This is a genomic window from Mucilaginibacter sediminis (assembly GCF_051903035.1).
GTDB lineage: Bacteria > Bacteroidota > Bacteroidia > Sphingobacteriales > Sphingobacteriaceae > Mucilaginibacter.
On sequence record NZ_CP170602.1, the window covers coordinates 1,516,025 to 1,536,924 of the forward strand.

19 protein-coding genes are annotated in these 20,900 nt (G+C 42.9%); 2 read left to right on the forward strand and 17 right to left on the reverse strand.

Annotation, left to right across the window (positions count from 1 at the left end; all coding sequences use genetic code 11):
* Positions 1-42: 42 nt before the first annotated feature.
* Positions 43-813 carry an NUDIX hydrolase gene (locus tag ACFGVS_RS05890; protein WP_439697845.1) on the forward strand — a complete coding sequence of 257 codons (771 nt, stop codon included), beginning with the start codon at positions 43-45 and terminating at the stop codon, positions 811-813.
* Between the two features lie 98 nt (positions 814-911).
* Here ACFGVS_RS05890 and ACFGVS_RS05895 read toward each other — a convergent pair whose 3' ends face one another.
* The 11 genes from ACFGVS_RS05895 to ACFGVS_RS05945 form a co-directional block, all read right to left on the reverse strand.
* Positions 912-1,085 (reverse strand): DUF2147 domain-containing protein, encoded by a 174-nt coding sequence (locus tag ACFGVS_RS05895; protein ID WP_439697846.1) that lies wholly within the window; start codon positions 1,083-1,085, stop codon positions 912-914.
* The gene (locus ACFGVS_RS05900) at positions 1,085-1,342 is read right to left on the reverse strand and encodes a DUF2147 domain-containing protein (protein WP_439697847.1); all 258 of its coding nucleotides are present in this window, start codon (positions 1,340-1,342) and stop codon (positions 1,085-1,087) included. Before ACFGVS_RS05900 ends, ACFGVS_RS05895 begins: the two co-directional genes overlap by 1 nt.
* A 42-nt stretch (positions 1,343-1,384) precedes the next feature.
* Positions 1,385-2,386: an NADP-dependent oxidoreductase gene (locus ACFGVS_RS05905; RefSeq protein ID WP_439697848.1), complete on the reverse strand. Its 1,002-nt coding sequence runs from the start codon at positions 2,384-2,386 to the stop codon at positions 1,385-1,387.
* Positions 2,387-2,407: 21 nt separating this feature from the next.
* A complete protein-coding gene (locus ACFGVS_RS05910) occupies positions 2,408-3,175 on the reverse strand; it encodes an SDR family oxidoreductase (protein ID WP_439697849.1) in 768 nt (255 codons plus the stop codon).
* A gap of 22 nt (positions 3,176-3,197) precedes the next feature.
* Positions 3,198-4,001, reverse strand: a complete 804-nt coding sequence (locus ACFGVS_RS05915; protein ID WP_439697850.1) for an SDR family NAD(P)-dependent oxidoreductase — start codon at positions 3,999-4,001, stop codon at positions 3,198-3,200.
* Between the two features lie 35 nt (positions 4,002-4,036).
* Positions 4,037-5,131: an alkene reductase gene (locus ACFGVS_RS05920; protein WP_439697851.1), complete on the reverse strand. Its 1,095-nt coding sequence runs from the start codon at positions 5,129-5,131 to the stop codon at positions 4,037-4,039.
* 215 nt (positions 5,132-5,346) lie between these two features.
* Positions 5,347-5,937, reverse strand: coding sequence for a TetR/AcrR family transcriptional regulator (locus ACFGVS_RS05925; RefSeq protein WP_439697852.1), 591 nt, complete (start codon positions 5,935-5,937; stop codon positions 5,347-5,349).
* Positions 5,938-6,090: 153 nt separating this feature from the next.
* On the reverse strand, positions 6,091-6,699 hold the full coding sequence (locus ACFGVS_RS05930) for a TetR/AcrR family transcriptional regulator (RefSeq protein ID WP_439697853.1): 609 nt from the start codon (positions 6,697-6,699) through the stop codon (positions 6,091-6,093).
* A 36-nt stretch (positions 6,700-6,735) separates the two neighbouring features.
* Complete coding sequence (locus ACFGVS_RS05935; RefSeq protein ID WP_439697854.1) at positions 6,736-8,028, reverse strand: TolC family protein; 1,293 nt, start codon at positions 8,026-8,028, stop codon at positions 6,736-6,738.
* Positions 8,029-8,038: 10 nt separating this feature from the next.
* The gene (locus ACFGVS_RS05940; protein WP_439697855.1) at positions 8,039-11,146 is read right to left on the reverse strand and encodes an efflux RND transporter permease subunit; all 3,108 of its coding nucleotides are present in this window, start codon (positions 11,144-11,146) and stop codon (positions 8,039-8,041) included.
* A gap of 9 nt (positions 11,147-11,155) precedes the next feature.
* Positions 11,156-12,217, reverse strand: coding sequence for an efflux RND transporter periplasmic adaptor subunit (locus ACFGVS_RS05945; protein WP_439697856.1), 1,062 nt, complete (start codon positions 12,215-12,217; stop codon positions 11,156-11,158).
* Positions 12,218-12,477: 260 nt separating this feature from the next.
* On the opposite strand from ACFGVS_RS05945, the gene ACFGVS_RS05950 reads away from it, so the two are divergent.
* On the forward strand, positions 12,478-13,068 hold the full coding sequence (locus tag ACFGVS_RS05950) for a TetR/AcrR family transcriptional regulator (protein WP_439697857.1): 591 nt from the start codon (positions 12,478-12,480) through the stop codon (positions 13,066-13,068).
* A gap of 616 nt (positions 13,069-13,684) precedes the next feature.
* Here the strand turns inward: ACFGVS_RS05950 and ACFGVS_RS05955 are convergent.
* The 6 genes from ACFGVS_RS05955 to ACFGVS_RS05980 all read right to left on the reverse strand — a co-directional run bounded on the left by ACFGVS_RS05955 (position 13,685) and on the right by ACFGVS_RS05980 (position 20,710).
* The gene (locus tag ACFGVS_RS05955; RefSeq protein ID WP_439697858.1) at positions 13,685-15,220 is read right to left on the reverse strand and encodes an IS1182 family transposase; all 1,536 of its coding nucleotides are present in this window, start codon (positions 15,218-15,220) and stop codon (positions 13,685-13,687) included.
* Positions 15,221-15,571: 351 nt separating this feature from the next.
* Positions 15,572-16,252: an ABC transporter ATP-binding protein gene (locus ACFGVS_RS05960; protein ID WP_274213690.1), complete on the reverse strand. Its 681-nt coding sequence runs from the start codon at positions 16,250-16,252 to the stop codon at positions 15,572-15,574.
* On the reverse strand, positions 16,249-17,508 hold the full coding sequence (locus tag ACFGVS_RS05965; RefSeq protein WP_439697859.1) for an ABC transporter permease: 1,260 nt from the start codon (positions 17,506-17,508) through the stop codon (positions 16,249-16,251). Before ACFGVS_RS05965 ends, ACFGVS_RS05960 begins: the two co-directional genes overlap by 4 nt.
* Entirely contained in the window at positions 17,509-18,594 is a 1,086-nt protein-coding gene (locus tag ACFGVS_RS05970; protein ID WP_439697860.1) for an efflux RND transporter periplasmic adaptor subunit, read from the reverse strand.
* Positions 18,595-18,895: 301 nt separating this feature from the next.
* The gene (locus ACFGVS_RS05975) at positions 18,896-19,279 is read right to left on the reverse strand and encodes a hypothetical protein (protein WP_090652724.1); all 384 of its coding nucleotides are present in this window, start codon (positions 19,277-19,279) and stop codon (positions 18,896-18,898) included.
* A 318-nt stretch (positions 19,280-19,597) separates the two neighbouring features.
* Positions 19,598-20,710, reverse strand: a complete 1,113-nt coding sequence (locus ACFGVS_RS05980; protein ID WP_439697861.1) for a S1C family serine protease — start codon at positions 20,708-20,710, stop codon at positions 19,598-19,600.
* Positions 20,711-20,900 lie beyond the last annotated feature (190 nt).

Genomic DNA, 20,900 nt, shown 5'->3' on the forward strand with positions numbered 1-20,900 from the left:
TAGTGTGTAACTTTGTATTTTCAAATGATATTTTGATTCATTATGGAATATTCTGAAATAGAAATTATTACGCATCCCGACAGGTACCTGCACCATATACAAGTCGACAATGTTATTTTCGGCTATCATGATAAAGAGCTGAAAGTACTATTGCAGCAGACCATTGCGACCAGTAAATGGACAATTACAGGTGGCTATGTCGGCCGGGATGAGTCCATCGAAGAGGCCGCCGCCCGCATTTCGGCATCAAGGACCGGATTAAAAAATCTTTTCCTGCAACAGTTTCACTGTTTTGGTAACCCGGCTCGTGCAACAGACGCTGAAAAAAATCCGGAAAATCTTCGCAAACTGTCTGGAATTGAAGTTCCTAAAGACCTTTGGATTTTTGACAGATTTGTATCTGTCGGTTTCTATACATTGACAGAATTCTCGACAGTTGAAATAAAGAAATGGTCTCTTGATGCAAAATGCCAATGGTGGCCGGTGAGTGACCTTCCCCCGTTAATGTTTGATCATAAGCTTGTTATTTCTGAAGCTTTACGGACCCTTCGAATGCATATTGCGTTTTATCCGATTGGTTATGAGTTGCTCCCTGAAAAATTTACATTACCCGAAATTCATGCTTTATATCAAACGATACTTGGGAGATCTCTTGATGAAAGAAATTTTCAAAGAAAGTTACTTGCATCAGGCATCGTTTTGAAACTGAAAGAAACAAGACCAATCGGCCCGCACCGGGCTCCCTACCTTTATAAGTTCGACCAGGAAAAATACGATGAAGGCTTACAAAGGGGCATTGTTTTAGCTTTTTAGCAGATTAATAGCAACGCCCTATAGGATTCCTCAATCACAAAAGATTGGAAAGATTAAAAAATAAAGTGGCAATTATTACAGGTCGACAAAATATTACTTTACCCTTTCCCAAACACTTGTCCTGCCAAATAGGATACCCCAATATATCCCCTGATATTTAGTTTATCGTCCTTCAGTTTTAAGGTACAACGGTATGTTTTGCCGCTATAAGGATCATAAATCTGCCCACCGTCCCAGGCATTATCATGATATGTAAAATCGTAAAGCATCATCAGGCCCGGAGGTTACGTGACCTTAATTTTTCATCTTTGTTTTTAACGTCTTTCCGGGAAGTTGTTCCATCCGGTTCGTACATCGTTTTGCCCCAGATCAGTTTACCGAAATACTTGCCGTTTGCTTTATAAATATCAATTTTACCAGTTTTATCTTCACTCAACCATAAGCCTAAAATCTTATCGGCTTCCGGAGTTTGTGCAAAAGTCTTTGTTGCTGCAACAAAGCACAGCAACAATATTCCTATCTTTTTCATTATTAAGTGGGCTTAAGACATTGTATAAGAGAAACAACAACTTTATTTAATTTTAACAACGACTTTCCCTTTGGCCCGTCCACTTTCAACATAGTTTATCGCTTCCTTGATCGATTCGAACGGGAAAACTTTGTCTATAACCGGTATGATAGTACCGGAATTTATAAGGGAGGTGATCTTTGTTAACTGATCTCCGTTTGCCTTCATAAATAGAAATGAAAAGCCCACATTAAGCCTTTTTGCTTTTTTCCTTACTCCAAAGCTTAAAAGGCGTATGATTAATTTCACGAACCATGGAGCTCCGGTTTCTTTTGCAAAATCCGGATCAGGCGGGCCGGAGATCGAGATGAGTTTTCCACCCGGTTTTAACACGCGCAGCGATTTTTCGAGTGTCTTCCCATCCTGACTATTCAAAACCAGATCGTAACCCTGTAGTACTTTCTCAAAGTCATCCTTTTTGTAGTCAATGACAACATCTGCACCGAGGCTTTTTACTAACTCCATGTTGGCTGCACTTGTAGTTGTAGCCACAGTAGCCCCCAAATGTTTCGCCAGCTGAATGGCAAATGTGCCTACGCCGCCGGAACCTGCCTGGATGAATACTTTCTGCCCTTTCTTCAGGTTCCCTTTTTCAATCAGTGCCTGCCATGCGGTAAGGCCCGCCAGAGGGATGGACGCGGCCTCTTCCATGCTCAGTTTTTTCGGCTTAAGCGCCACATCGGCTTCCTTAACGGCAATGAAATCCGCAAACGTTCCAATCCGATGATCTGCCGGTCGTGCATAAACCTCGTCTCCAACTTTAAATTGTTGCACACGGGCTCCAACTTTGGTTACAACACCAGCCACGTCATGGCCTAAAACAAACGGTGTTTTATACGGCAAAATGAGTTTGAACTCGCCACTTCTGATTTTGGAATCCAGGAGGTTGATAGCAGTGGCGTGTACTTCTATTAATACCTCATCCGCCTTCGGTTCAGGAACAGGTATTTGCCCGATGCGTCCGCCGTCCTTGCTTTTATATTTGTCTATAATGAAAGCTTTCATTTTTTTATGGTTATAATGGTTTTACGAGGCTATTACTTTGTAACTTTTCTTAGGATTAGCCAAATTAAAAGTCAGTTTCGGAAAAAGCCGGTTCAATATATACACTGTTTTGGTATCGCCTATACGGATAGTAAGCTGATCGTTTTGAAGGCCTGCAATAAAGCCTTTCACCATATCTGCCGTGGTCATTTTTTTGCCGTTCATATCAGTCGTCATTTCTGTGGCAACAAGCGGAGGTAAAAGTTCAAAAACCTTTACGCTGCTATCCAAAATTTGCAGGTGCTTTCTGAGCGCTTTGGTGTAAAACTGCAAGGCTACTTTGGATGCGGCATAGGTGGCTTCAAGCAATGACGGAACATAACTGAGTAATGAAGTGGTGTTGATGATCGCGCCTTCCGCCCTTGATTTCAGCATATCGATAAACAAATTGTTAAGCCGAATCACTGCCAGGTAATTGACGTTTATTTCGTACGCCGCGTCCTCAAAATGCTGACCGTTTGCTGTACCGAGGTTAATCGGGTTAGTCAGCACCCCCGCGTTATTGTATAAAATATCTATACCGCCCAGTTGCTGTACCTGTTTGAAAAGCTTTTGCGCGTCACCTGCGTCTGATACATCACTTTTAAAAGCCATAATTGCCGGGTATAGTTTCTTCGCTTCATCTAATTTCTCCTGATTTCTGCCGGTGATGATCACGCTTGCTCCATTGGCTAAAAATTGTTTTGCTGCTTCCAGCCCGATGCCTGATGCGCCACCTGTGATCAATACCGTTTTTCCCTTTAATTGCATGGTTTTATTTCTTTTGGTGATGCTATTTTGAAGCGTTAATCGATTTCAGAATGGATTTCTCGAAAAACTTATAGGCGAAATGCTGAAGCAGGAGTATCATCGATGATCCTTTTCCGACAGGGTAACCAAACGTTGGATTTTTTTCTTTTACTGCCTGCAGTAAAGTCGCGATAACCGGTGCAGGATCGGGTGCATTATCAAATGACTTTTTGGTATACGCTAGAACCCTTTGCCGGAACTGATCATAGTCTGCAATTGTGCCTTTCGCTACAGTTGCACTTTCCCCGATATTGGTTTTAAAACTGATGGGCTCAACCATAACCACCTTGATGTTAAACTGGTTCAACTCAAACCGAAGTGCCTTAAAATAACCTTCAAGGGCATGTTTTGAAGCCGAATAGTAGGCAGTATTTGGAAGGCTCACTAAACCCAGCAGGGAGCCAAGTGTAATTATTTTTCCATGTTTTTGCCTCCTGAAGTACGGTAGCAACTCGTTTGTTAATTTGATCGTTCCCCAAAAGTTGGTCTCAAACTGCTGCTTGCCTAATTCAATAGGAGTTTCTTCTGCAAGGCCGTTTACCAAGTAACCCGCGTTGTTGATCAGCACATCTAAAGTTTTGATTTGGCTGAACAGCTGCCTGCCAAAAGATGCTATGGAATGGTCGTCATTCAGATCCAACGGCAGTAACTTAAATGGCAATCTTGCCTGGTGTTTTTGGGGATCCCGGCTTGTGCCGATTACCTGATAGCCATTTTCGTGTAGCTTGCTGGCAACAAGCAGCCCAATGCCCGATGAGGCTCCTGTAACTAAAATTGTTGGTTTCATTTTCGTTGTTTTAATATTGTTTTCATTGAATGCTATCATTGAGCCAGCGCCGGATAATCCGTATAACCTTTTTCCCCCGGCGTATAGAAGGTGGACGGATCGGGCTGATTGAGCGGCGCGTCTGCTTTAAAACGCTCAACAAGATCCGGGTTGGCAATAAAGGGAACCCCGAATGATACCAGGTCAGCATTACCATCATTCAATACCTGGCTTGCTGTGGCCTTATTAAATCCGCGGTTAATAATTATCGTGCCGTCATAAAGCGGGCGGTAACGTTTGGCAACTTCCTCAATAGCCCAGAGATTGCCTGATACATCGGTAAAAGGCTCGGTCAGGTGCAGATAAGCCAGGTCATATTCATTCAATTTGGCAACGATGTAGTCGTGCACAGCCATGGTTTCCTCGTCGAGCATCATACCCTGGATACCGTGAAGAGAAGGGTTTAATCTTACGCCTACTTTCCTGATGTCTATTACCGTATACAGTTCATCCAGGATGTCGAATAATATGCGTGCACGGTTCTTGATAGAGCCGCCGTACTGATCCCGGCGTTTATTGGAATAAAGATTAAAAAACTGGTGCAGCAGGTAACCATTGGCTGCATGCAGTTCAACACCGTCGAAACCCGCTTCCACCGCGTTTGCTGCAGCCTGTTTAAAATCATTAATGGTCTTTTTGATTTGCCCGGGTGTCATCTCACTGGCATCTACGGTATCTTTAAAACCTTCAGGCGTGAATGCCTGGGCCAGCGGATTTAACGCTGAAGGCGCCAGCGGAAGTTCGCCGTCAAGCAGGTCGGGGTGCGATAATCGTCCCACATGCCATAATTGGGTGAAAATCTTCCCACCCTGCCGATGTACTGCATCTGTAACCAGTTTCCAGCCTTCAACCTGTTGTTCTGTATAGATTCCGGGAACATTAAGGTACCCTACAGCGTCACGGCTGACGTAGGTTCCTTCGGTAATGATCAGACCGGCCGAAGCGCGCTGCTGATAATAGAGTGCAGTTAATTCTGTGGCAACATTGCCCGGATTAGCTGAACGGCTGCGGGTCATCGGTGCCATTACCATGCGGTTGCTCAGTGAAAGGCCATTTAAATTATATGGCTCGAAAATTATTTGATCATTCATTGTTTTAATTTTAAATAGTACCAGGAAACAGGTTTACAACCCCGGCACATCGTTGTTTAATCATTATTTTATACTTTTTAGTATATTTTATTTCGTTTTGATTGTTTGTATTCTTACTAAACGATGTCTGCGAAGCAGGATTGAATGCCTAATTGCGAAGACAACTTAATACTTTATAAAAAAGACTTTTTAGTATATTTTATATCAAAAAAAAATCATATCACATAGCTCTCCAATTCTGCCTTCAGGCTCCTGAGCAAACCGGCCATCGGTTTTGCCGTATTCATCGCCCTGCACATCACAACTGCACCTTCAACCGCAGACACCGCTTTGAACGCATAGACAGCAGGATCAAGTTTATCAGAAAATTCACCTCCGGCAATGCCCTGATTTAAAATACTGACAAACAATTCCTGGCCATGGCGAATAACACCGGCTATCTTTTCTTTAATGGCTGGAAAGTTATCATCAGATTCCACCGCAATGTTAAATACAGGACATCCGCCTTTAAGGTAAGTATTCAAAGGATCTTTATAAAAATCGAGAAAGGCAAATACTTTAGCCTTCGCTGTTTTACCCTTGCTGATGGTCAGCAACATTTTTTCGCCGTTAGTATTCAACATGTGGTCAACAACCTGCAGAGCCAGGTCTTCCTTGCCTTCAAAATGGCCGTAAAGACATCCTTTAGTCAGTTTGGTGGCAGCAAGCACGTCGTCTATATTCGCCCCGGATATTCCTTTCTGATTAAAAATAGGTGCCGCTGTTTCCAGGATAAATTGCTTTGTTCTTTCGGCTTTAGTAAGCATATTAATAAGTTTTACGGTACAAAAATATACTAAAAAGTTTAATTAAAAGACTTTTTAGTATATTATATTCTTTATGATGTGAGGATGACAATCATGGTGATCCGGAAAGTTAACTTACATGAAGCAACCTGATATAGCTTGTTTATCAACAGATTATAAAATAGAGCCGTTTGCTTTTACTTTATTATAGTCCGCGAGAAGACGACGTCCGTCATTGGTAATTATTCCGTTTATAAATAGCTGGAGCGCTTCAAATATGTCGGCCGGGGTCCTTACGGTATTATTAAATAGATAAAAGTCTGCTACCGATATATAGATGCCTGCCGTGCCAGGTACATCCAAACCCTGCCGGTACAATCCCATTGCAATCCCATCAGATAAATTTGATTCAATAACCATCTTGAGGTGATTGATTTTGAATTCATGGAACGCTTTCATGGCCCTCGGGTACCTTTTTAACATCATGTCGTTAAAAAGGTACCTTAAGGCGATTAAATGTTTAAAAAGCCCTTGTTGAAGAACCAACTCCTGTACCGGATCATCTGACGCGTTGGTATTTAAGCTGATGATATTTTTAGATTGTCCTATCAGCTCGTCAACAACGGCTTCCACAAGGATTCCTTTATTGGCAAAACATTGGTAGACGGTTTTCTTCGACATACCGGCAGTCTTCGCCAGTTCATCCATCGTTACGCTGATGATACCATGGTTGATAAAAAGCTCAATAGCAGTATCAATGAGCCGTTTTCTCTGCTTTTCCATTCCGGCTACTGATTTGTTAACTTTTAAAGCCGCCGGTCAGGGCTGATTTTCGGTTTTCGCAGTAACGTAATTATATGCCGCTGACCTTACATAAAAATCTGCAAATGCTGTAGCAACCGTGCTTGAGGCCTGCTGGTAAGCAGCCTGGGCATCCAGTACTTCAGAAATGGTAGCCAAACCGGCTTTGTAATTATCCTGGTTAACTTTCAGATTTTCGGTAGCCTGTTCCAGGTTGTCTTTTGCATAGCTGATCTGCGTAAGTTGGTCCTGTATATCGTACCAATAGCGTATAATGCCTACTCTCAGCTGGTTTTGTCCGTCGCGGAAATCGTTTTGAGCTATTTGCTCGTTGATCCTTTGCTTCTGCATCTTTTGCTTACCCCGGCCCCATAAACCGCCGGAGATGGGAATACTCAGGGTAACAAAACTGGCCGGTGCAAAGTTGCTCCCGATCCCACTGTTGATCGATCCGGTCTGCGATGCGCTTAAACCGACTGCCAGGCTTGGCAAATTGTCGGCCCCTGCTAACCGGGTCTGTAGTTTTTCACCTGCTACACGCTTGGTTAACAACTGGTAATTGGCATTACGGTCCAGGTTGGTGTCGGGCTGCAAGGCGGGTAATACCGGGGTGCTGTTTTTATTAAGTGTGTCCTGCATCACCATGAGTGAATCAAAGGCAATACCGGTATACATAGAAAAATCCAGCAGGGCCACCCGGCGGCCGTTCTGCAGCTTGCTTTTGTTAACCAGCAACTGGCTAAGCTGAACTTTTACTTTGAGCAGATCATTCCGGGCAATCAACCCGGATGCCAGCATATCTTTCTGCGTTTTTAGTACCGCGTTAAGCAATGCTTCATTTACCAGTATGGTCTTCTGCTGTTCCTGTATGTTTACCAGGTTCCAGTATTTTTGTTCGGTAAGCAGTATCACAGAATCAACTGATTGTTTTTTCCTGATCTGGCTGACCTGTAGCTGCAATGCCGCTAACTGGTTACCCGTTTTAATTTTACCGCCCGCATAAAGGGATTCTGTGCCGGTTACGCCGAACAGATAAAAGTTATTGATGCCTTTTTCTAATAATGGCGGCGCCGCAGATACGAAATCTTTGAACCCGAATAAACCCAGCCCTGTTGCGCTAACCGAAGGGAGATAATCAGACTTAGCTGCCACTACATCTGTTTTTGCTGAATTTATCCTCAGCTCACCATTTTTTAAAGCGTAACTGTAGGCAATGGCGGCCCGCTTGCTTTCCTGTAAGGATAGGATATGCTGCTGGGCATCAGCCTGCAGACATGTAAAAGTGAATATTGATAATAGGAATGTTTTCATGATCATGGACTTATGCGGTTACAGGTTCCGGTGTTGTGCTTACCGGCTTATTTTGATCCTCCTTACGAAAGAACAGCCAGTACAGCGTTGGTAATACGAACAGGGTCAGTAGCATGGAAACCAGCAAACCGAAGCAGATCACGGTACCAAGCGGGCCCCAAAGCGAAGACCTGCTGACCACCATCGGTATTACACCGACGGCTGCGGCAGAGGAGGTTAAGAAAATCGGCCGCATCCGGCGTTCTGCGGATAGCATTGCGGCTTCGAATACAGATTTACCCTCGTGTTTCCGCAATTCCTCGGCAAAGTCTATCAGGATGATGCCGTTACGAACCACAATTCCACAAAGGGCAAGCAAGCCAAGAAATGAAGTAAATCCAAACGGATATCCTGCAACCAGCAGGCCGAATGAGGCGCCGAGTATACTTAACGGCATCGTGGTTATGCTTAAAAGCGCATGTTTAAGATGCTTAAAGTGCCAAAGCAGGATCAGGAAGATCAATATGATACTTACACCTAAAGCAATGCCCATTGGCCCCTGATTTTCGCCCTGTAATTCAAATTCTCCTCCGTATCGGATCTCCACGCCCTGCGGCAGCTTAATTTTTTCAATGGCAGGTTGCAGGTATAATAAAACACTGTTAGCTACGGCATCCTGACTTACGTCCATCCGGACGGTCAGTGTACGTACGCTATTCCTACGTGTAATTTGTCCATCTTCCCACGCTGAGTTGACATCGGCCACCTGCCTTAGCGGTATAACCGATTTTGTTTGGGGTGAAACGATATTGAGGTCCCGCAAATCTGACAGACTGCTCCTGGCAGCTTTTGGAGATTTGATCTTGACATCCACCGGATACGTGTTTTCCCAAACCTGGGTAGCGGTGATACCTTCCGAGTGCATCGATACCGCATTGGCAATATCGCCTTTGCTCAGTCCGAGCCGAGCCGCTTCCGCCGTTTTTATATCAACCTGGAGGGTTGGCTGCATTTCATTGTAATCTGTTCTGGCCCAGGTCACCTGTTTATGTGTTTTGCCAATGGCTAAAACCTGCCCTGCAACTTGTTTCAGGGCCGAGATGTCGTTTCCGCTGATCCTGACCTCAATCGGCGCAAGCGCATTGATCATATTCAGCTGTTTCATACGGACATAGGCAGACGGAAACAGATTACTATACTTGTGCTGGTAATCTACAATGACCTCGGCCGTAGCATCCTCAGATTCTGTTTTAATCAATATTTGTGCATAATTCTTTGCCGGAAGATTAGGGGCATATACGGAGTGAAAACGTGGCGAACTGCTGCCAATGAAGCTGGTATACGTAACGATGCGTTTGTCCTGCTTTAATATCCGCTCCATGCCTTTGACAACGCTGTCGGTTTGCGACAGGTTATACCCGGAGGGAAGATAGATCTCCATCGCGAACTGGTTACGTTCCACTTTAGGGAACAGCTGCTGGGGCAACACCCCCATAATAGCAATCCCGACGACCACCGCCATGATGCCAAAAAACACGGTCAGCTTGTAGTGTTTCATGGAGTTACCGATATGGCTGTTGAAGAAATCCTGCAGCCGATCCAGAAATGACCTTTTTTTATCATCCTTGCCATGCAATAAACCTTTTTTGATAAAGATGGTATTGAAAAACGGCACCAGCAACATGGAGATGACCAGTGATAAGGTGAGCGCGATCATGATAGTTACCGGGAAAAGCCTGATAAAATCTTTGGATACGCCGGTCATGAAAAAGGCCAGCGGAACGAAAGTGGCTGATATGGCCAGCGTAGCTGTGAATACGGAAGGAAACAATTCCTGCGCGCTGCTTTTTGCAGCTTCCCAAACCGACATGCCATGATCCAGCTTTTCCACATGGTTATCGATCACCACGATCGGGTCATCTACCACGATCCCCAGTACCACAATTAAGGCCGCGAGCGTTACCGTGTCGAGTTCTATACCAACCATATACATAATGGCCAGCGTTGCTGCTATGGTAATAGGGATGGTGGCTGCGGCAACAGCTGCAACCCTGAAGGGCAGCAAAAGCAATGCAACGCATACCACGCCGATAAGTGCGAAAGCAAACTCTTTCATAAAGTGGCTGATCGAATCATCCACAACCTGTGGTTGATCTGCCAGTTTAACCAGCTGGATATCCGACGGCAGATGCTTGCTCACTTTATCAATACGCTCCTCCAATTCTTTACCAAACTGCACAATGTTTTTACCGGTGATCATCTCCAGCGATATCACGATTGATTTGGTGCCGTTTGAGGTGACATAACTGTCGGGCTCGTCGTATTCCCGTTTCAGCGTAGCCACATCGCGCAGGCGTACCGAATTGCCGCTGGCATCCTGTCTGATGATCTGCTCTGCAAGCTCGGCTTCCGTTTTATAGAATGTACTAAGGTGGATAGGCTGGTCAACTATTTCGCCTTCTTCCTTACCGGTGGAGTTTATTGCGCCTTCATTTTGCAGTATCTGCATAATATTGTTCACAGATACGCCTTTTTGCAGCAGCTTATTGTTGTCCACATAAACTGTAATCTGCTCATTCAGGTTCCCGGTGTGCGAGATCTTGGCGACATCCTGCACTTGCCTGAGTTCGGCCTCGATATCTTCGACGTTACGGAGCAGCTCCTTATACGGCCTGGTTTTCGATTCAACAGCCATCAGCATGGCTGATGTATTTCCAAACTCACTGTCGATATAAAAACCCTTGACCTCTTTGGGTAACTGGCTCTGCAAAATGAGCATGCCGTTTTTGATCTTATTCCAAAATGCCTTGGTCTGGATAGCATTTAAATTGTCAGCGACCTCAACAAACACATACATTACGCCATCACGTGAATAGGAGTAGGTTTTTTTCTTGTTGACCTCATTGTTGCTGAATAAGTATTCTTCTACTTTTTTAGTCAGTTGCTCTTCTACCTGTTTTGATGAAGCCCCGGGGTACTGCCCAATGATCAGGCCCTGCCTGATGGTAAAATCAGGGAATTCGTTTCGCGGCATGTTGAAAAGGGCTGTGATACCGAGTATAAAAAATATAGCAGACAGGGCAAGCGGAAATACATGGTATTCCATCGCCCATTCAATTAAATTACCTTTCTTTTTCATGATCTGCTGTTATTTATTGACAATGACAGGGGTTTGATCAGCAAGCTTCTGATAACCGGAGGTGATCACCTGCTCATTTCCGGCGAGTCCTGTCCGGATAGCAATCCCGTTACTGTAAAGCTGTCCGGTAGTTACGTTTTTTCGCTCTGCCTTATGTGCTGCGTTCATTACATAGAGAAAGCTGACCCCTTTTTCATCCACCTGGACGGATTGCACCGGAACAATAACTTCTTTAACATCATTGGATGAGGCAACATTACCGGCGGCTTTGTTAAAAACCACTTTACAAAGCATGCCGGGTCTTAACTTCAAATCATTATTGGCCAGCGATATTTTAAGGTTATAATTGGCACTGCCGCTAAGCGCTAAAACGCCAACTTCGGATACCTTGCCCTGCAAAGGCTGATCCCCTAACGCATCGATTTTTACCGTAGCCAGGGTCCCGGCTTTATAGTGATTGATTTCGCTCTCGGGCACTGCAACCAGCACTTTCACCGAATGGGTATCCAGCAGCTGTAAAACGGGCTGCCCGGGGTTGGCAACAGCTCCTGCTTCGGCTTTCTTTTCACCAATATACCCGCTTGCCGGTGCATAAAGATGGGTATGGGCTATATTCTGGTAAGTTGCCCGGGCGGCAGAGGTTGCCTGTTCATAATTTGATTTCGCCTCCAGCATTTTTATTTCGGCAACACTGCCTTTTTTAAATACATCGTTAATGCGCGTATAATTTTCTTCGGCAAGTTTAGCCTGCGCCAGCTGTGCGTTATATTGGTTACGGTATACTGTTTCATCTATTACACCTACCAGTTGTCCTTTTTTTACGTAATCGCCGGTTAGTACCGGGAAAGACAGGATAGTTCCTGAAACCTGGAAGCTTAAATCAATTGTCTTTTCGGCTTCAAGCGTGCCATCGTAAACAATCCGGTCATTGGTTGAGAGGGAATCTGCACTTAGGTTAAATACGTTTACCGCTAAGGTATCCGGACCGTTCTTTTGCTCTTTTTTGCCTGAGCAGCCGGAAATCCAGATAGCGGCTATCATTGCTCCCGCAAGTGTAAGTTTGGTTTTCATATAATTAAATTGAACATTATTTGTTTTTTTGTCGATTACTATTTCACTGTTTGTTAATCTAAAAGAGCGTTTGCGTCGACTTTAAAAAGTTAAAATAAAGCCTGATATGTATCTTTTACCCTCGATTAAATATTTCGACAATTATACATTATTTGTTTTTTTGATTTTTTAATAATTGTGTCATATTATTAATCTTGCATAATCCTGCAACTCATTAATGACAAAAAAGCCACCAACAAAATTTGTATTTTTGTCGAATCATGAAAGCAGATCAAAACGACAGCATAAGGGAAGAGATCATCGCGGCAGCCGATACGGTATTTCAGCGTTACGGCTTTGTAAGGGTATCTATGCAGGATATATCAAATGAATGCAAGAAAGGCCGAAGCACGCTTTATCATTATTTTAAGAATAAAACAGAGGTGCTTGACGCGTTGTGTCACAAAATGTTTTCCCAGTGCCTGGAGGAAAGTAAAGCCACTACAAGCAAGCGGCGTTCTTTTTCTGCCAATATTGAATCATATAACGAGGTAAAAATCAAACGCCTGCGCGAATTGGTTTTAAAATACAAACTGGTTATCGAGGACATGAGGCAGGAGCCATCCCTGCTGATCATGCAGTCCCGCATTATGTCTGAAGAAGAGATTTTAGCCGTGAAACTCATGATCAAATGGGCCATGGAAAATAAGGAAATAGCGGAACTAAACGAGGACGACAGTCAGTTTCTGGCAGAGACCCTACAAACGGTTTTCAAGAGCTTTGATCAGGAAATCATTCTTTTCGGCAGGTTTCCGCAATTTGAAAGCAAAATAACCTGGCTGGCTCAAATAATACATAAAGGGCTAATGTAATTTGGTTACTGCCAGCAGCGCGATTTTTACCCAAAAACCTGTCGACGATTATGCAATTAAACATCCTGAAGTTAAAATTAAATCATTGGTGAATGTGAGATAACATTAAATTCTCGAGAAATTTACATCAAATCCAGAATATGGGGTGGGTTTAACATTTATTATTGCGTTCCTCCGGTTTTAGGTACTTTAATGGTTTCTAAAAAACAGTTTACTGATTTAAGGACGGAAGTTAATATATTATTGATTGCCTCCGGCTAGAGGAGCTTAAATCATAGAAATCGAACGGACGTTTCCATGAATAAAAAAGAATTGTTTTTTCCCTTTTTCGTATATTTGAAAATAACATTTACAGCTATTTACTTATAAATAAAAAAGTGGTGAGTGATTCGGTGAGTACGAAATTGAAAACCATTCAAGACATCAAATAAGAGCACAAAATTAGGGTTAAAAACAAATCCCTAGCTCTCCGCTGAATAAAAACAGGAGGCCGTATCATAATTCAAATGATGCGGTTTTTTTATTTTACGGCAAAAAAATTGATTTCAAGTAGTTTTTTACTGTTGATTTCGAACTAACGAACATTATTGATTGAGAACGAGAGAAAAGAAGCTCTTTAGGCTGCTTTTTTTCTTAGATTTTGAGCGATTGAAAGTAAACCCCATTCAATGGCGACTTTTTCTTTACCGCGGAGCATGAAGCGCCGGAACCCATGGTTCTGTTTGATATTTCCGAATACGGGTTCGACGTCGAAACACCGTTTCTTTCGCCGTTCTATACCCTCTTCGCTGTTTAGCAGTAGATAAGCCTTTTGTTTCTGCCGCTTCAGATTTTCATTGATTTCAATGATCCGGTTGTGTTTTGATTTATGACAAGCACCGTTCAGCGGACAATTGCTACAATTTCTTGCCTGGTATCTTTTAACATGCTGTTCAAACCCGGTACTGGTTTTCCTGATGTAATTTCCAATGAAATCCATCTGCTGGCCCATCGGGCAGATATAACAATCCTTTTCCTGGTTATAAAAAAGCTTATCCGAAGCAAACGGAAAGTTATTGTTGTGGTTTTCATGCTGCTCTTTATCAAACATGCCATACTTTACAAAAGCGGTGGCCTGTTTTTCTTCAAGCAGTGTGTAATTTTCTTCTGATCCATACCCCGCATCTGCGGTAACTACTTTAGGGGCCTTGCCGAAACTGGTTTCATGCTGCGTTATATGTGCCGGAAACGTAGTGGTATCTGTAGGATTGGGATGAATGGTATAATTAACAATGAATTGATTGGAGGTGGAGATCTGCACATTATAGCCCGGCTTTAACTGGCCATTTTTCATGTGGTCTTCTTTCATGCGCATGAAGGTAGCGTCAGGATCTGTTTTACTGTAGCTGTTCCTTTCTTCCAGTATAGCTTCCTGCTGCTCGTATTTAGCAATGTTTACGGGATAGTTCTTAGTCACATATTGAAGCTTAGCCTTCATCTTCTTATCGGTGTTCTCTTTACCGGATAGTTTTTCATTGAGCTGATCTATCGTTGCCTTTACCTTCTGACTGTCGATCTCTGTGAAATCAGGCGGTTCAGGCATTTTGTCCTCATCGGCAGCGATCTGCTGTGCATACTGCCAGATCTCGGTCAGTTGTTTTTTCATTTTTTCCTTGTTCGTCTGGATTGATTTTTTCCAGACAAAGGTGTACTTGTTCGCATTGGCTTCAATCTTTGTTCCATCCGTATTGATCTCATCAATACTTAGCAACCCTTCATCAGCCAATAGCTTTACCACATCTTCAAACACGTTACGCAACGCATTCTTTAACCGAACACCCCTAAACCTGTTAATCGTATTATGGTCGGGGTAGCTCATTGAGCTCAACCACATAAAGTAGATGCTTTCCTGGCAGGCGGTCGCCAATTTACGGCTGGAATAAATATTGGTCACATAGCCATAAACCAATACTTTCAGCAACAACTGAGGGTGATAACTGGAACTTCCCCTGATATGGTAAGCTTTTAATAGAGGTTCAATATTGATCTTGTTAATTACCTCATTTACAACTCTAACCGGGTGGGATTGAGGGATTAGCTCCTCCAGGGTTGGAGGAATAGCTAATATTTGCTGCTGATCATAATGTTTGAAAACAGGTTGCCTAATTGCCATATCTCATATATCTATACCTTAAATATATGAAAATCAGATGATTAAAACAAATAAAAACAATAGATAGCTGTTTGAATTTATAGTAATAAACCCTTAATAATAAAAAAGAGGCTGATCATGATTTATGATACAGCCTCTTTTTGCTTTTATAACCTACTGAGAGCTGTCAAAGTGATCGAATACGCCTGATTTAAAATTAGGTGTACAGTTAAGAGTTCCGGAGGCTGAGTCCCTCCCTCTCCGCAATAACACATTGCAAAATCCAGCCTTACTTTCCAATATTAAAAAAACATAATCTATTCAAAATATTGTAGCGCCTTTCTTATAAAACAGGTATTATCGCATTCTGTTTTATGACACAATTTCCCCATCCTCCATCTGAATGATTCTATCAGCCCGGTTAGCAAAGTCAGGGTCATGGGTTACCACCAGGATGGTTTGTTTATTTGTCATGCAAATTTCTTTAAAAATATCAAAAACGATATCTGTGTTTTTTTTATCCAGGTTTCCTGTGGGTTCATCAGCCATAACAATTAACGGATCGTTGATAAGAGCCCTTGCAATGGCCACACGTTGCTTCTGTCCGCCACTGAGTTGATTGGCCTTTTTTAGCGCCTGATCTGCTATTCCTAATGTTTTTAAATGCTGCATAGCCTTTTGTTCTATCTCTTCATAAGCATACTTACCCAGTTTCATAGCAGGCAACATCACATTTTTTAATACATTAAACTCTTCAATCAGGTAATGAAATTGAAATACAAATCCGATCTTTTGGTTACGGACATTCGCCAATTCAGTAGCATTTTTTTGGTGCAGCGGCTCATTATCCAACAACACCTCGCCCTCGTAATCGGTATCCATTGTGGAAAGAATATAAAGTAAAGTTGATTTTCCACAGCCAGATTTACCCGTAACCGATACAAAGCTTCCCTTTTCGATACTAAAGCTGACGTCATTTAAAACGCGAAAACGAACAGGGTCTGTAAAATATTTATTTACAGCAATCGCCTGCAGAACCGGTGTTTCTATCATTTTCCTCTTATTATGCCAACAGGATCAATTTTTGCCGCTTTGCGGGCCGGTAACAAGCCGGCAAAGTAAGTGGTAATAAGGGCAAAGCCTACGCCAATAACGTAATATATAAGCTCAAAATTTACAGGATACGTTTTGATAGTAGGCAAAGCCGTGGTTTTGAACGAAATATGACTGATAATAAGCGACATGCAATAACCTAATAATACACCAAAAACACCGCCCACAACACCAAGTGTCATTGATAATTGGATAAAAATTGCTTTAACATCCTTTCCCGAAAACCCGGTGGCTTTTAAAATGGCGATGGTATCCATTTTTTCATAGATCAGCATGTTCAAAATATTATATATTCCAAAGCCGGCAACAATTAACAAAGCAACGCTTACGCTATAAGCGATGGTGTTCCGTACATTGGTACCTGTTTCAAACTGGGCATTTGCTGTTTGTATATCAATAGCATTTACGCCAAATAACCTGGCGTATTCTTTTGAAACGGCTGGAGCAAATGCTATGTTTTTTAATTTGACTTGTATATCGGTAATGTAGCCGGCTGCTTTACCCTGCAGTTTTTGAGCGGTTTGTACCGAGGTGAAACTTTGCACATCATCTACTTCGGCTATTCCGAACTGTACTATTCCTATTATTTTCAGCATCGACATTTCACCGTCGGCAGTTGTTACCCTTACCATATCGCCTATGTTCAAGATCAATTTATCTGCAAGCCCTTTTCCAATTATTATACTGTTACTTACAACACCAAGATCGCTGATATTACCTTCGATAACGTTGTCGTTTAAATTAAATAGCTTTTGCTCCAGTTCAACATCTATCCCGTCAACAATACCCGATATCTGAATAGTCCCGCTGTTAAAAAAAACAGAAGTACTTATTTTAGGTGCAACATCAATAACACGCTCATCTGCACGGATGGCTTTAATTATGCGCATCGCGTTATAAATTTGTTTTCCATCGTCTTTCGGCTTTACCGATTGAATAAAGTTCCTGAACGCTCCAAATTCGGCAGCCATGTTAACCGGTTGTATTTTTGACGGTGCAATTGCATTGTATAGCCTGATGTGCGGAGTGCGGTTAATAACCAAACTGTCTAACATCTTATTTAATCCGGTCATAAAACTAATAAGGGCTATAAACATAGCAATGCCGAAGGTAACGCCGGCAGCAGCCACCATCGATTGTTTTAACCGTGCTTTTAACAATGCCAATGCAATAGTCAGAAGTAAACCTGTTTTCATTTATTTGGGTTTATAAATTGTTTGCAAGGTATCCAGGCCCCGTAGTATCTCGATGTTTTTTTCATCTTGCACCCCGGTAACCACTTTCTTCTTAATATGCCCCGACAACCATACGTTATTATTCTTATCTAAATAATTCCTGGGAATTAGAATTGCGTTTTTTGCTACCCTTACAATAATATTCACCTCTGCGGTTAAATTGGGGTACAGCTTCCCGGGAGGATTTGAAAACAAAGCTTCCACCTTAAAAGTTCGTGAACGCTGGTCCATAATAGGATAAATTTTACTAACCCGTCCCTGAAATAAACGACCTTTATAACTATTCATAGTAATTTCTACCTGCTGACCTAATTTTACCCCCGTGATGTCATGCTCATCAACATTCATTTCTAAGTAAAACAAATCTGGTTTTCCCAAAACAGCCAATGGTGTCTGCGATGTGATCAGCTCACCTTTATTTTGAATTACGTCAAATATTTTTCCGTCAATTTCACTTTTAATTAAATAGTCTGTTTGGCGCTTTCGGCTGATGTTATAATTTATTTTGGATAGGTACAAATCATTTTTTAGCTGCTTTTTCAATTGCTCCAAACTTTTAACCGTTGAAGCATAATTTATTTTTGAGGTACGAAATGCCAAATCGCGCTGATCCAATTCTGCCCTGGTGCCAATATTTTGCTTCCACAAATTCTCCTGCCGATAATAAAAAGTGGAATCGAGCTGATATTTTTCTTTAGCGGCTTGTACAGCATACAAAGCCTCCTGCAACTGCCCGGAATTTTTTTGATCATTTGATGATGCGAAGTTTAAGTGCTGGAGTGCATTTTCGGCATTTAATGCAGCCTCTTTATTTTCTAATATAAACAAGACATCGCCCTGTTTAACCAGGTCGCCAGGTTGTAGGTTAACTTTGGCGATAATGCCCGGTACAGTTGATACCACGGTGTACTGATCTTTTGCTTTTACGTTTGCTGAAGCATATAAAGACACGGTAATATCACTGATCACCGCTTTAGTATGATCTTGCGGATCCGAGCATGAACTGATTAGAAAAAACAGAAGTATATAGTAAATAGTCTGCTTCATTGATGGTAAATTTGCGTCCAAAGAACTATTAAAAATCCACCGTAAGTAACAATAAATATCCAAACGAATTACTGATATCGCTCATATCTGAATGTTACCGGCGTCAAACCGAGATACGACAGCAATCGGTGCGATACATCAAAGGATTGCGCAAACCAATAAATTGAATGAGCAGGGTTATATCACATCCGACGTATTCAATGCCATGGTCACTACGGCCACCCAATTTCCAAAAGTTTCGTAATGAGCGGATATCCATTTGCCCATCATGAAACTTCGGTAAATTTTGCCTAAATATTTTTCACATCCATTTTGCCGCCAGGCGGTTAAATTCATGACGCAGATCGTTGAACATTCTTTCCTCATTGAGATAACGCTCATGGATCCGGGTATGTTCGGTGGCAACGCTTTCGGAAACCGTAGTACCCGTACGCAGCAACTCGGCCTCGATGTCCTGGTCATTGCCATGGATGTCATGCTTTAATTCATCCAGGTAATTTCCATGAATCAGAAACTGGTTTTGAAAATGTTCCACTTTTTCCTGTACTTCGCGCGCTGTATTGTCGGCAGCAATCTCTTGCAGTCTTTCCTGCATGATACCCAGCTCCTGTTTATAAAAGGAGATACCTCTCAAACCGTCATTATTCAGGTTCTTGATATGTTTAATGTTAACATGATTTTTCATACACAAGAATACGGCGGACTTTCCGAAGCCGGAATGACCGGCAGCAGCCCGGAAAGTGATGCTGGTCATATCCTGGCTTGATCGAAGATCCAGTGGTTTGTATCCGGCGAAAAATATATCAGACAAAAACCGACCAGGAATGACCGTTTTTATAATTTGTGGAATAAGTTACGCACAAAAATCAATTAAAACCGTCGCCCTGAAAAAGGGGAAGCATTGAGGATGACCTTGCAAAGCACTGTCCGGATTTTGATATTTCACCTTGTCAACAGTTTATGGGCCATGCTACGTTTCCTGTCACCTGCTGCATATGATGAATTAATGCTTGTGAACGGTCAGTATCACCGGCCATGCTTTTTGCACGTGGCTGCGAACCTCTGTCTGTCCGGCATTTCCCGGAGAGAGCACTGCCGCCAATTGCAATTCGCCGCCATCTCTTTCAATAACAACTAACGCTTGTTCACCAGGCGCTCGCTGCGCCAGCAGTTCTCTTAGCTGGGCAGAATTATAAAGCCGCTGCTTGTCAATCCCGAGCAGGATATCATCTCTTCGCAATCCGGCACGCTCCGCAGCTCCTCCCCTTTGCGTGCTGTCTATTAAAACACCGCTTATATTTTTGGTGCGCAGACGTCTGGCGTTTTCCGCATCCATATCACTACAAGCGATATCCAGGTAAGCGTGACGTACCTTGCCGTAACTAACCAGATCTCTCCAGGCTTTTTTTACAATCCCGGACGGAATGGCAAATGCATAACCCGCAAATGCACCGGTAGGAGAAATGATAGCAGCATTGATGCCGATCAGCTTACCACTACGGTCTACCAAAGCGCTTCCGCTCATGCCTTCATTACTGGCCGCATCCGATTGCAGGTAAGAATTCACCAAAGATGCGTCGGGTTGACTGTCCAGGCTTCTAAAACGGGCGCTCAGGATCCCTGCGGTAACCGTAGAACTCAGTTCAAGCGGATTTCCCACCGCCAGCACTGGGTCGCCAATCCGAACCAGCCCCGGGTCACCTAACTCCAGGAACGGCAAATCGTTTGCCGCAATCTTTAATAGCGCAAGGTCAGCAAGATCGTCTGTACCAATCAACGCTGCATGGTAAGCCCTGCGGTCAGGCAAAACAACGGTTATACTGTCCACTCCTGCAACCACATGCGCGTTGGTCATAATATAACCGTCAGTACTAACCAGCACGCCCGAGGCAGCATTTGCCAGTATACCGCTGCCAGACCGGGGAGTCTTGATCCCCATTTTGTTTATAAGGTCTGGATGGATACTTAATAAACTATCGGACAAGAAAGCCTGCACACTTACAACTGCAGGCAGCGCTTTGGCGGCCGCATAACTCAAATCAATAGTCGGCGCGGGTGTCTGCGCATACAAACCGGCGGGAAATATCCCCATCAGAAGCAGGAAAAACTTTTTCATGAACGTGCTTTTTGTCAAAACTAAATGATTGGATACTGTCAGCCAATGTCGGTCGTCAGCGTAGAAACTGATTCAGATCACCCTTGTTGGTGACGTCACAAAGAGAGGAACAGCAAGGATGTATTCTATCGGATGAGTTGTCTTAAGTATTTGACAAAACGGACGCGCTTTGCAATTCTGTTATCCGGGT

Excerpts from the sequence above, each read along its gene's own strand:
- ACFGVS_RS05965 (WP_439697859.1), bottom strand. The coding sequence starts at position 17,508 with ATGAAAACAGGTTTACTTCTGACTATTGCATTGGCATTGTTAAAAGCA.
- ACFGVS_RS05920 (WP_439697851.1), bottom strand. The coding sequence starts at position 5,131 with ATGAATGATCAAATAATTTTCGAGCCATATAATTTAAATGGCCTTTCA.
- ACFGVS_RS05960 (WP_274213690.1), bottom strand. The coding sequence starts at position 16,252 with ATGATAGAAACACCGGTTCTGCAGGCGATTGCTGTAAATAAATATTTT.
- ACFGVS_RS05930 (WP_439697853.1), bottom strand. The coding sequence starts at position 6,699 with ATGGAAAAGCAGAGAAAACGGCTCATTGATACTGCTATTGAGCTTTTT.
- ACFGVS_RS05970 (WP_439697860.1), bottom strand. The coding sequence starts at position 18,594 with ATGAAGCAGACTATTTACTATATACTTCTGTTTTTTCTAATCAGTTCA.
- ACFGVS_RS05890 (WP_439697845.1), top strand. The coding sequence starts at position 43 with ATGGAATATTCTGAAATAGAAATTATTACGCATCCCGACAGGTACCTG.
- ACFGVS_RS05955 (WP_439697858.1), bottom strand. The coding sequence starts at position 15,220 with ATGGCAATTAGGCAACCTGTTTTCAAACATTATGATCAGCAGCAAATA.
- ACFGVS_RS05950 (WP_439697857.1), top strand. The coding sequence starts at position 12,478 with ATGAAAGCAGATCAAAACGACAGCATAAGGGAAGAGATCATCGCGGCA.
- ACFGVS_RS05975 (WP_090652724.1), bottom strand. The coding sequence starts at position 19,279 with ATGAAAAATCATGTTAACATTAAACATATCAAGAACCTGAATAATGAC.
- ACFGVS_RS05945 (WP_439697856.1), bottom strand. The coding sequence starts at position 12,217 with ATGAAAACCAAACTTACACTTGCGGGAGCAATGATAGCCGCTATCTGG.
- ACFGVS_RS05980 (WP_439697861.1), bottom strand. The coding sequence starts at position 20,710 with ATGAAAAAGTTTTTCCTGCTTCTGATGGGGATATTTCCCGCCGGTTTG.
- ACFGVS_RS05940 (WP_439697855.1), bottom strand. The coding sequence starts at position 11,146 with ATGAAAAAGAAAGGTAATTTAATTGAATGGGCGATGGAATACCATGTA.
- ACFGVS_RS05910 (WP_439697849.1), bottom strand. The coding sequence starts at position 3,175 with ATGCAATTAAAGGGAAAAACGGTATTGATCACAGGTGGCGCATCAGGC.
- ACFGVS_RS05935 (WP_439697854.1), bottom strand. The coding sequence starts at position 8,028 with ATGAAAACATTCCTATTATCAATATTCACTTTTACATGTCTGCAGGCT.
- ACFGVS_RS05925 (WP_439697852.1), bottom strand. The coding sequence starts at position 5,937 with ATGCTTACTAAAGCCGAAAGAACAAAGCAATTTATCCTGGAAACAGCG.
- ACFGVS_RS05915 (WP_439697850.1), bottom strand. The coding sequence starts at position 4,001 with ATGAAACCAACAATTTTAGTTACAGGAGCCTCATCGGGCATTGGGCTG.
- ACFGVS_RS05905 (WP_439697848.1), bottom strand. The coding sequence starts at position 2,386 with ATGAAAGCTTTCATTATAGACAAATATAAAAGCAAGGACGGCGGACGC.
- ACFGVS_RS05895 (WP_439697846.1), bottom strand. The coding sequence starts at position 1,085 with ATGATGCTTTACGATTTTACATATCATGATAATGCCTGGGACGGTGGG.
- ACFGVS_RS05900 (WP_439697847.1), bottom strand. The coding sequence starts at position 1,342 with ATGAAAAAGATAGGAATATTGTTGCTGTGCTTTGTTGCAGCAACAAAG.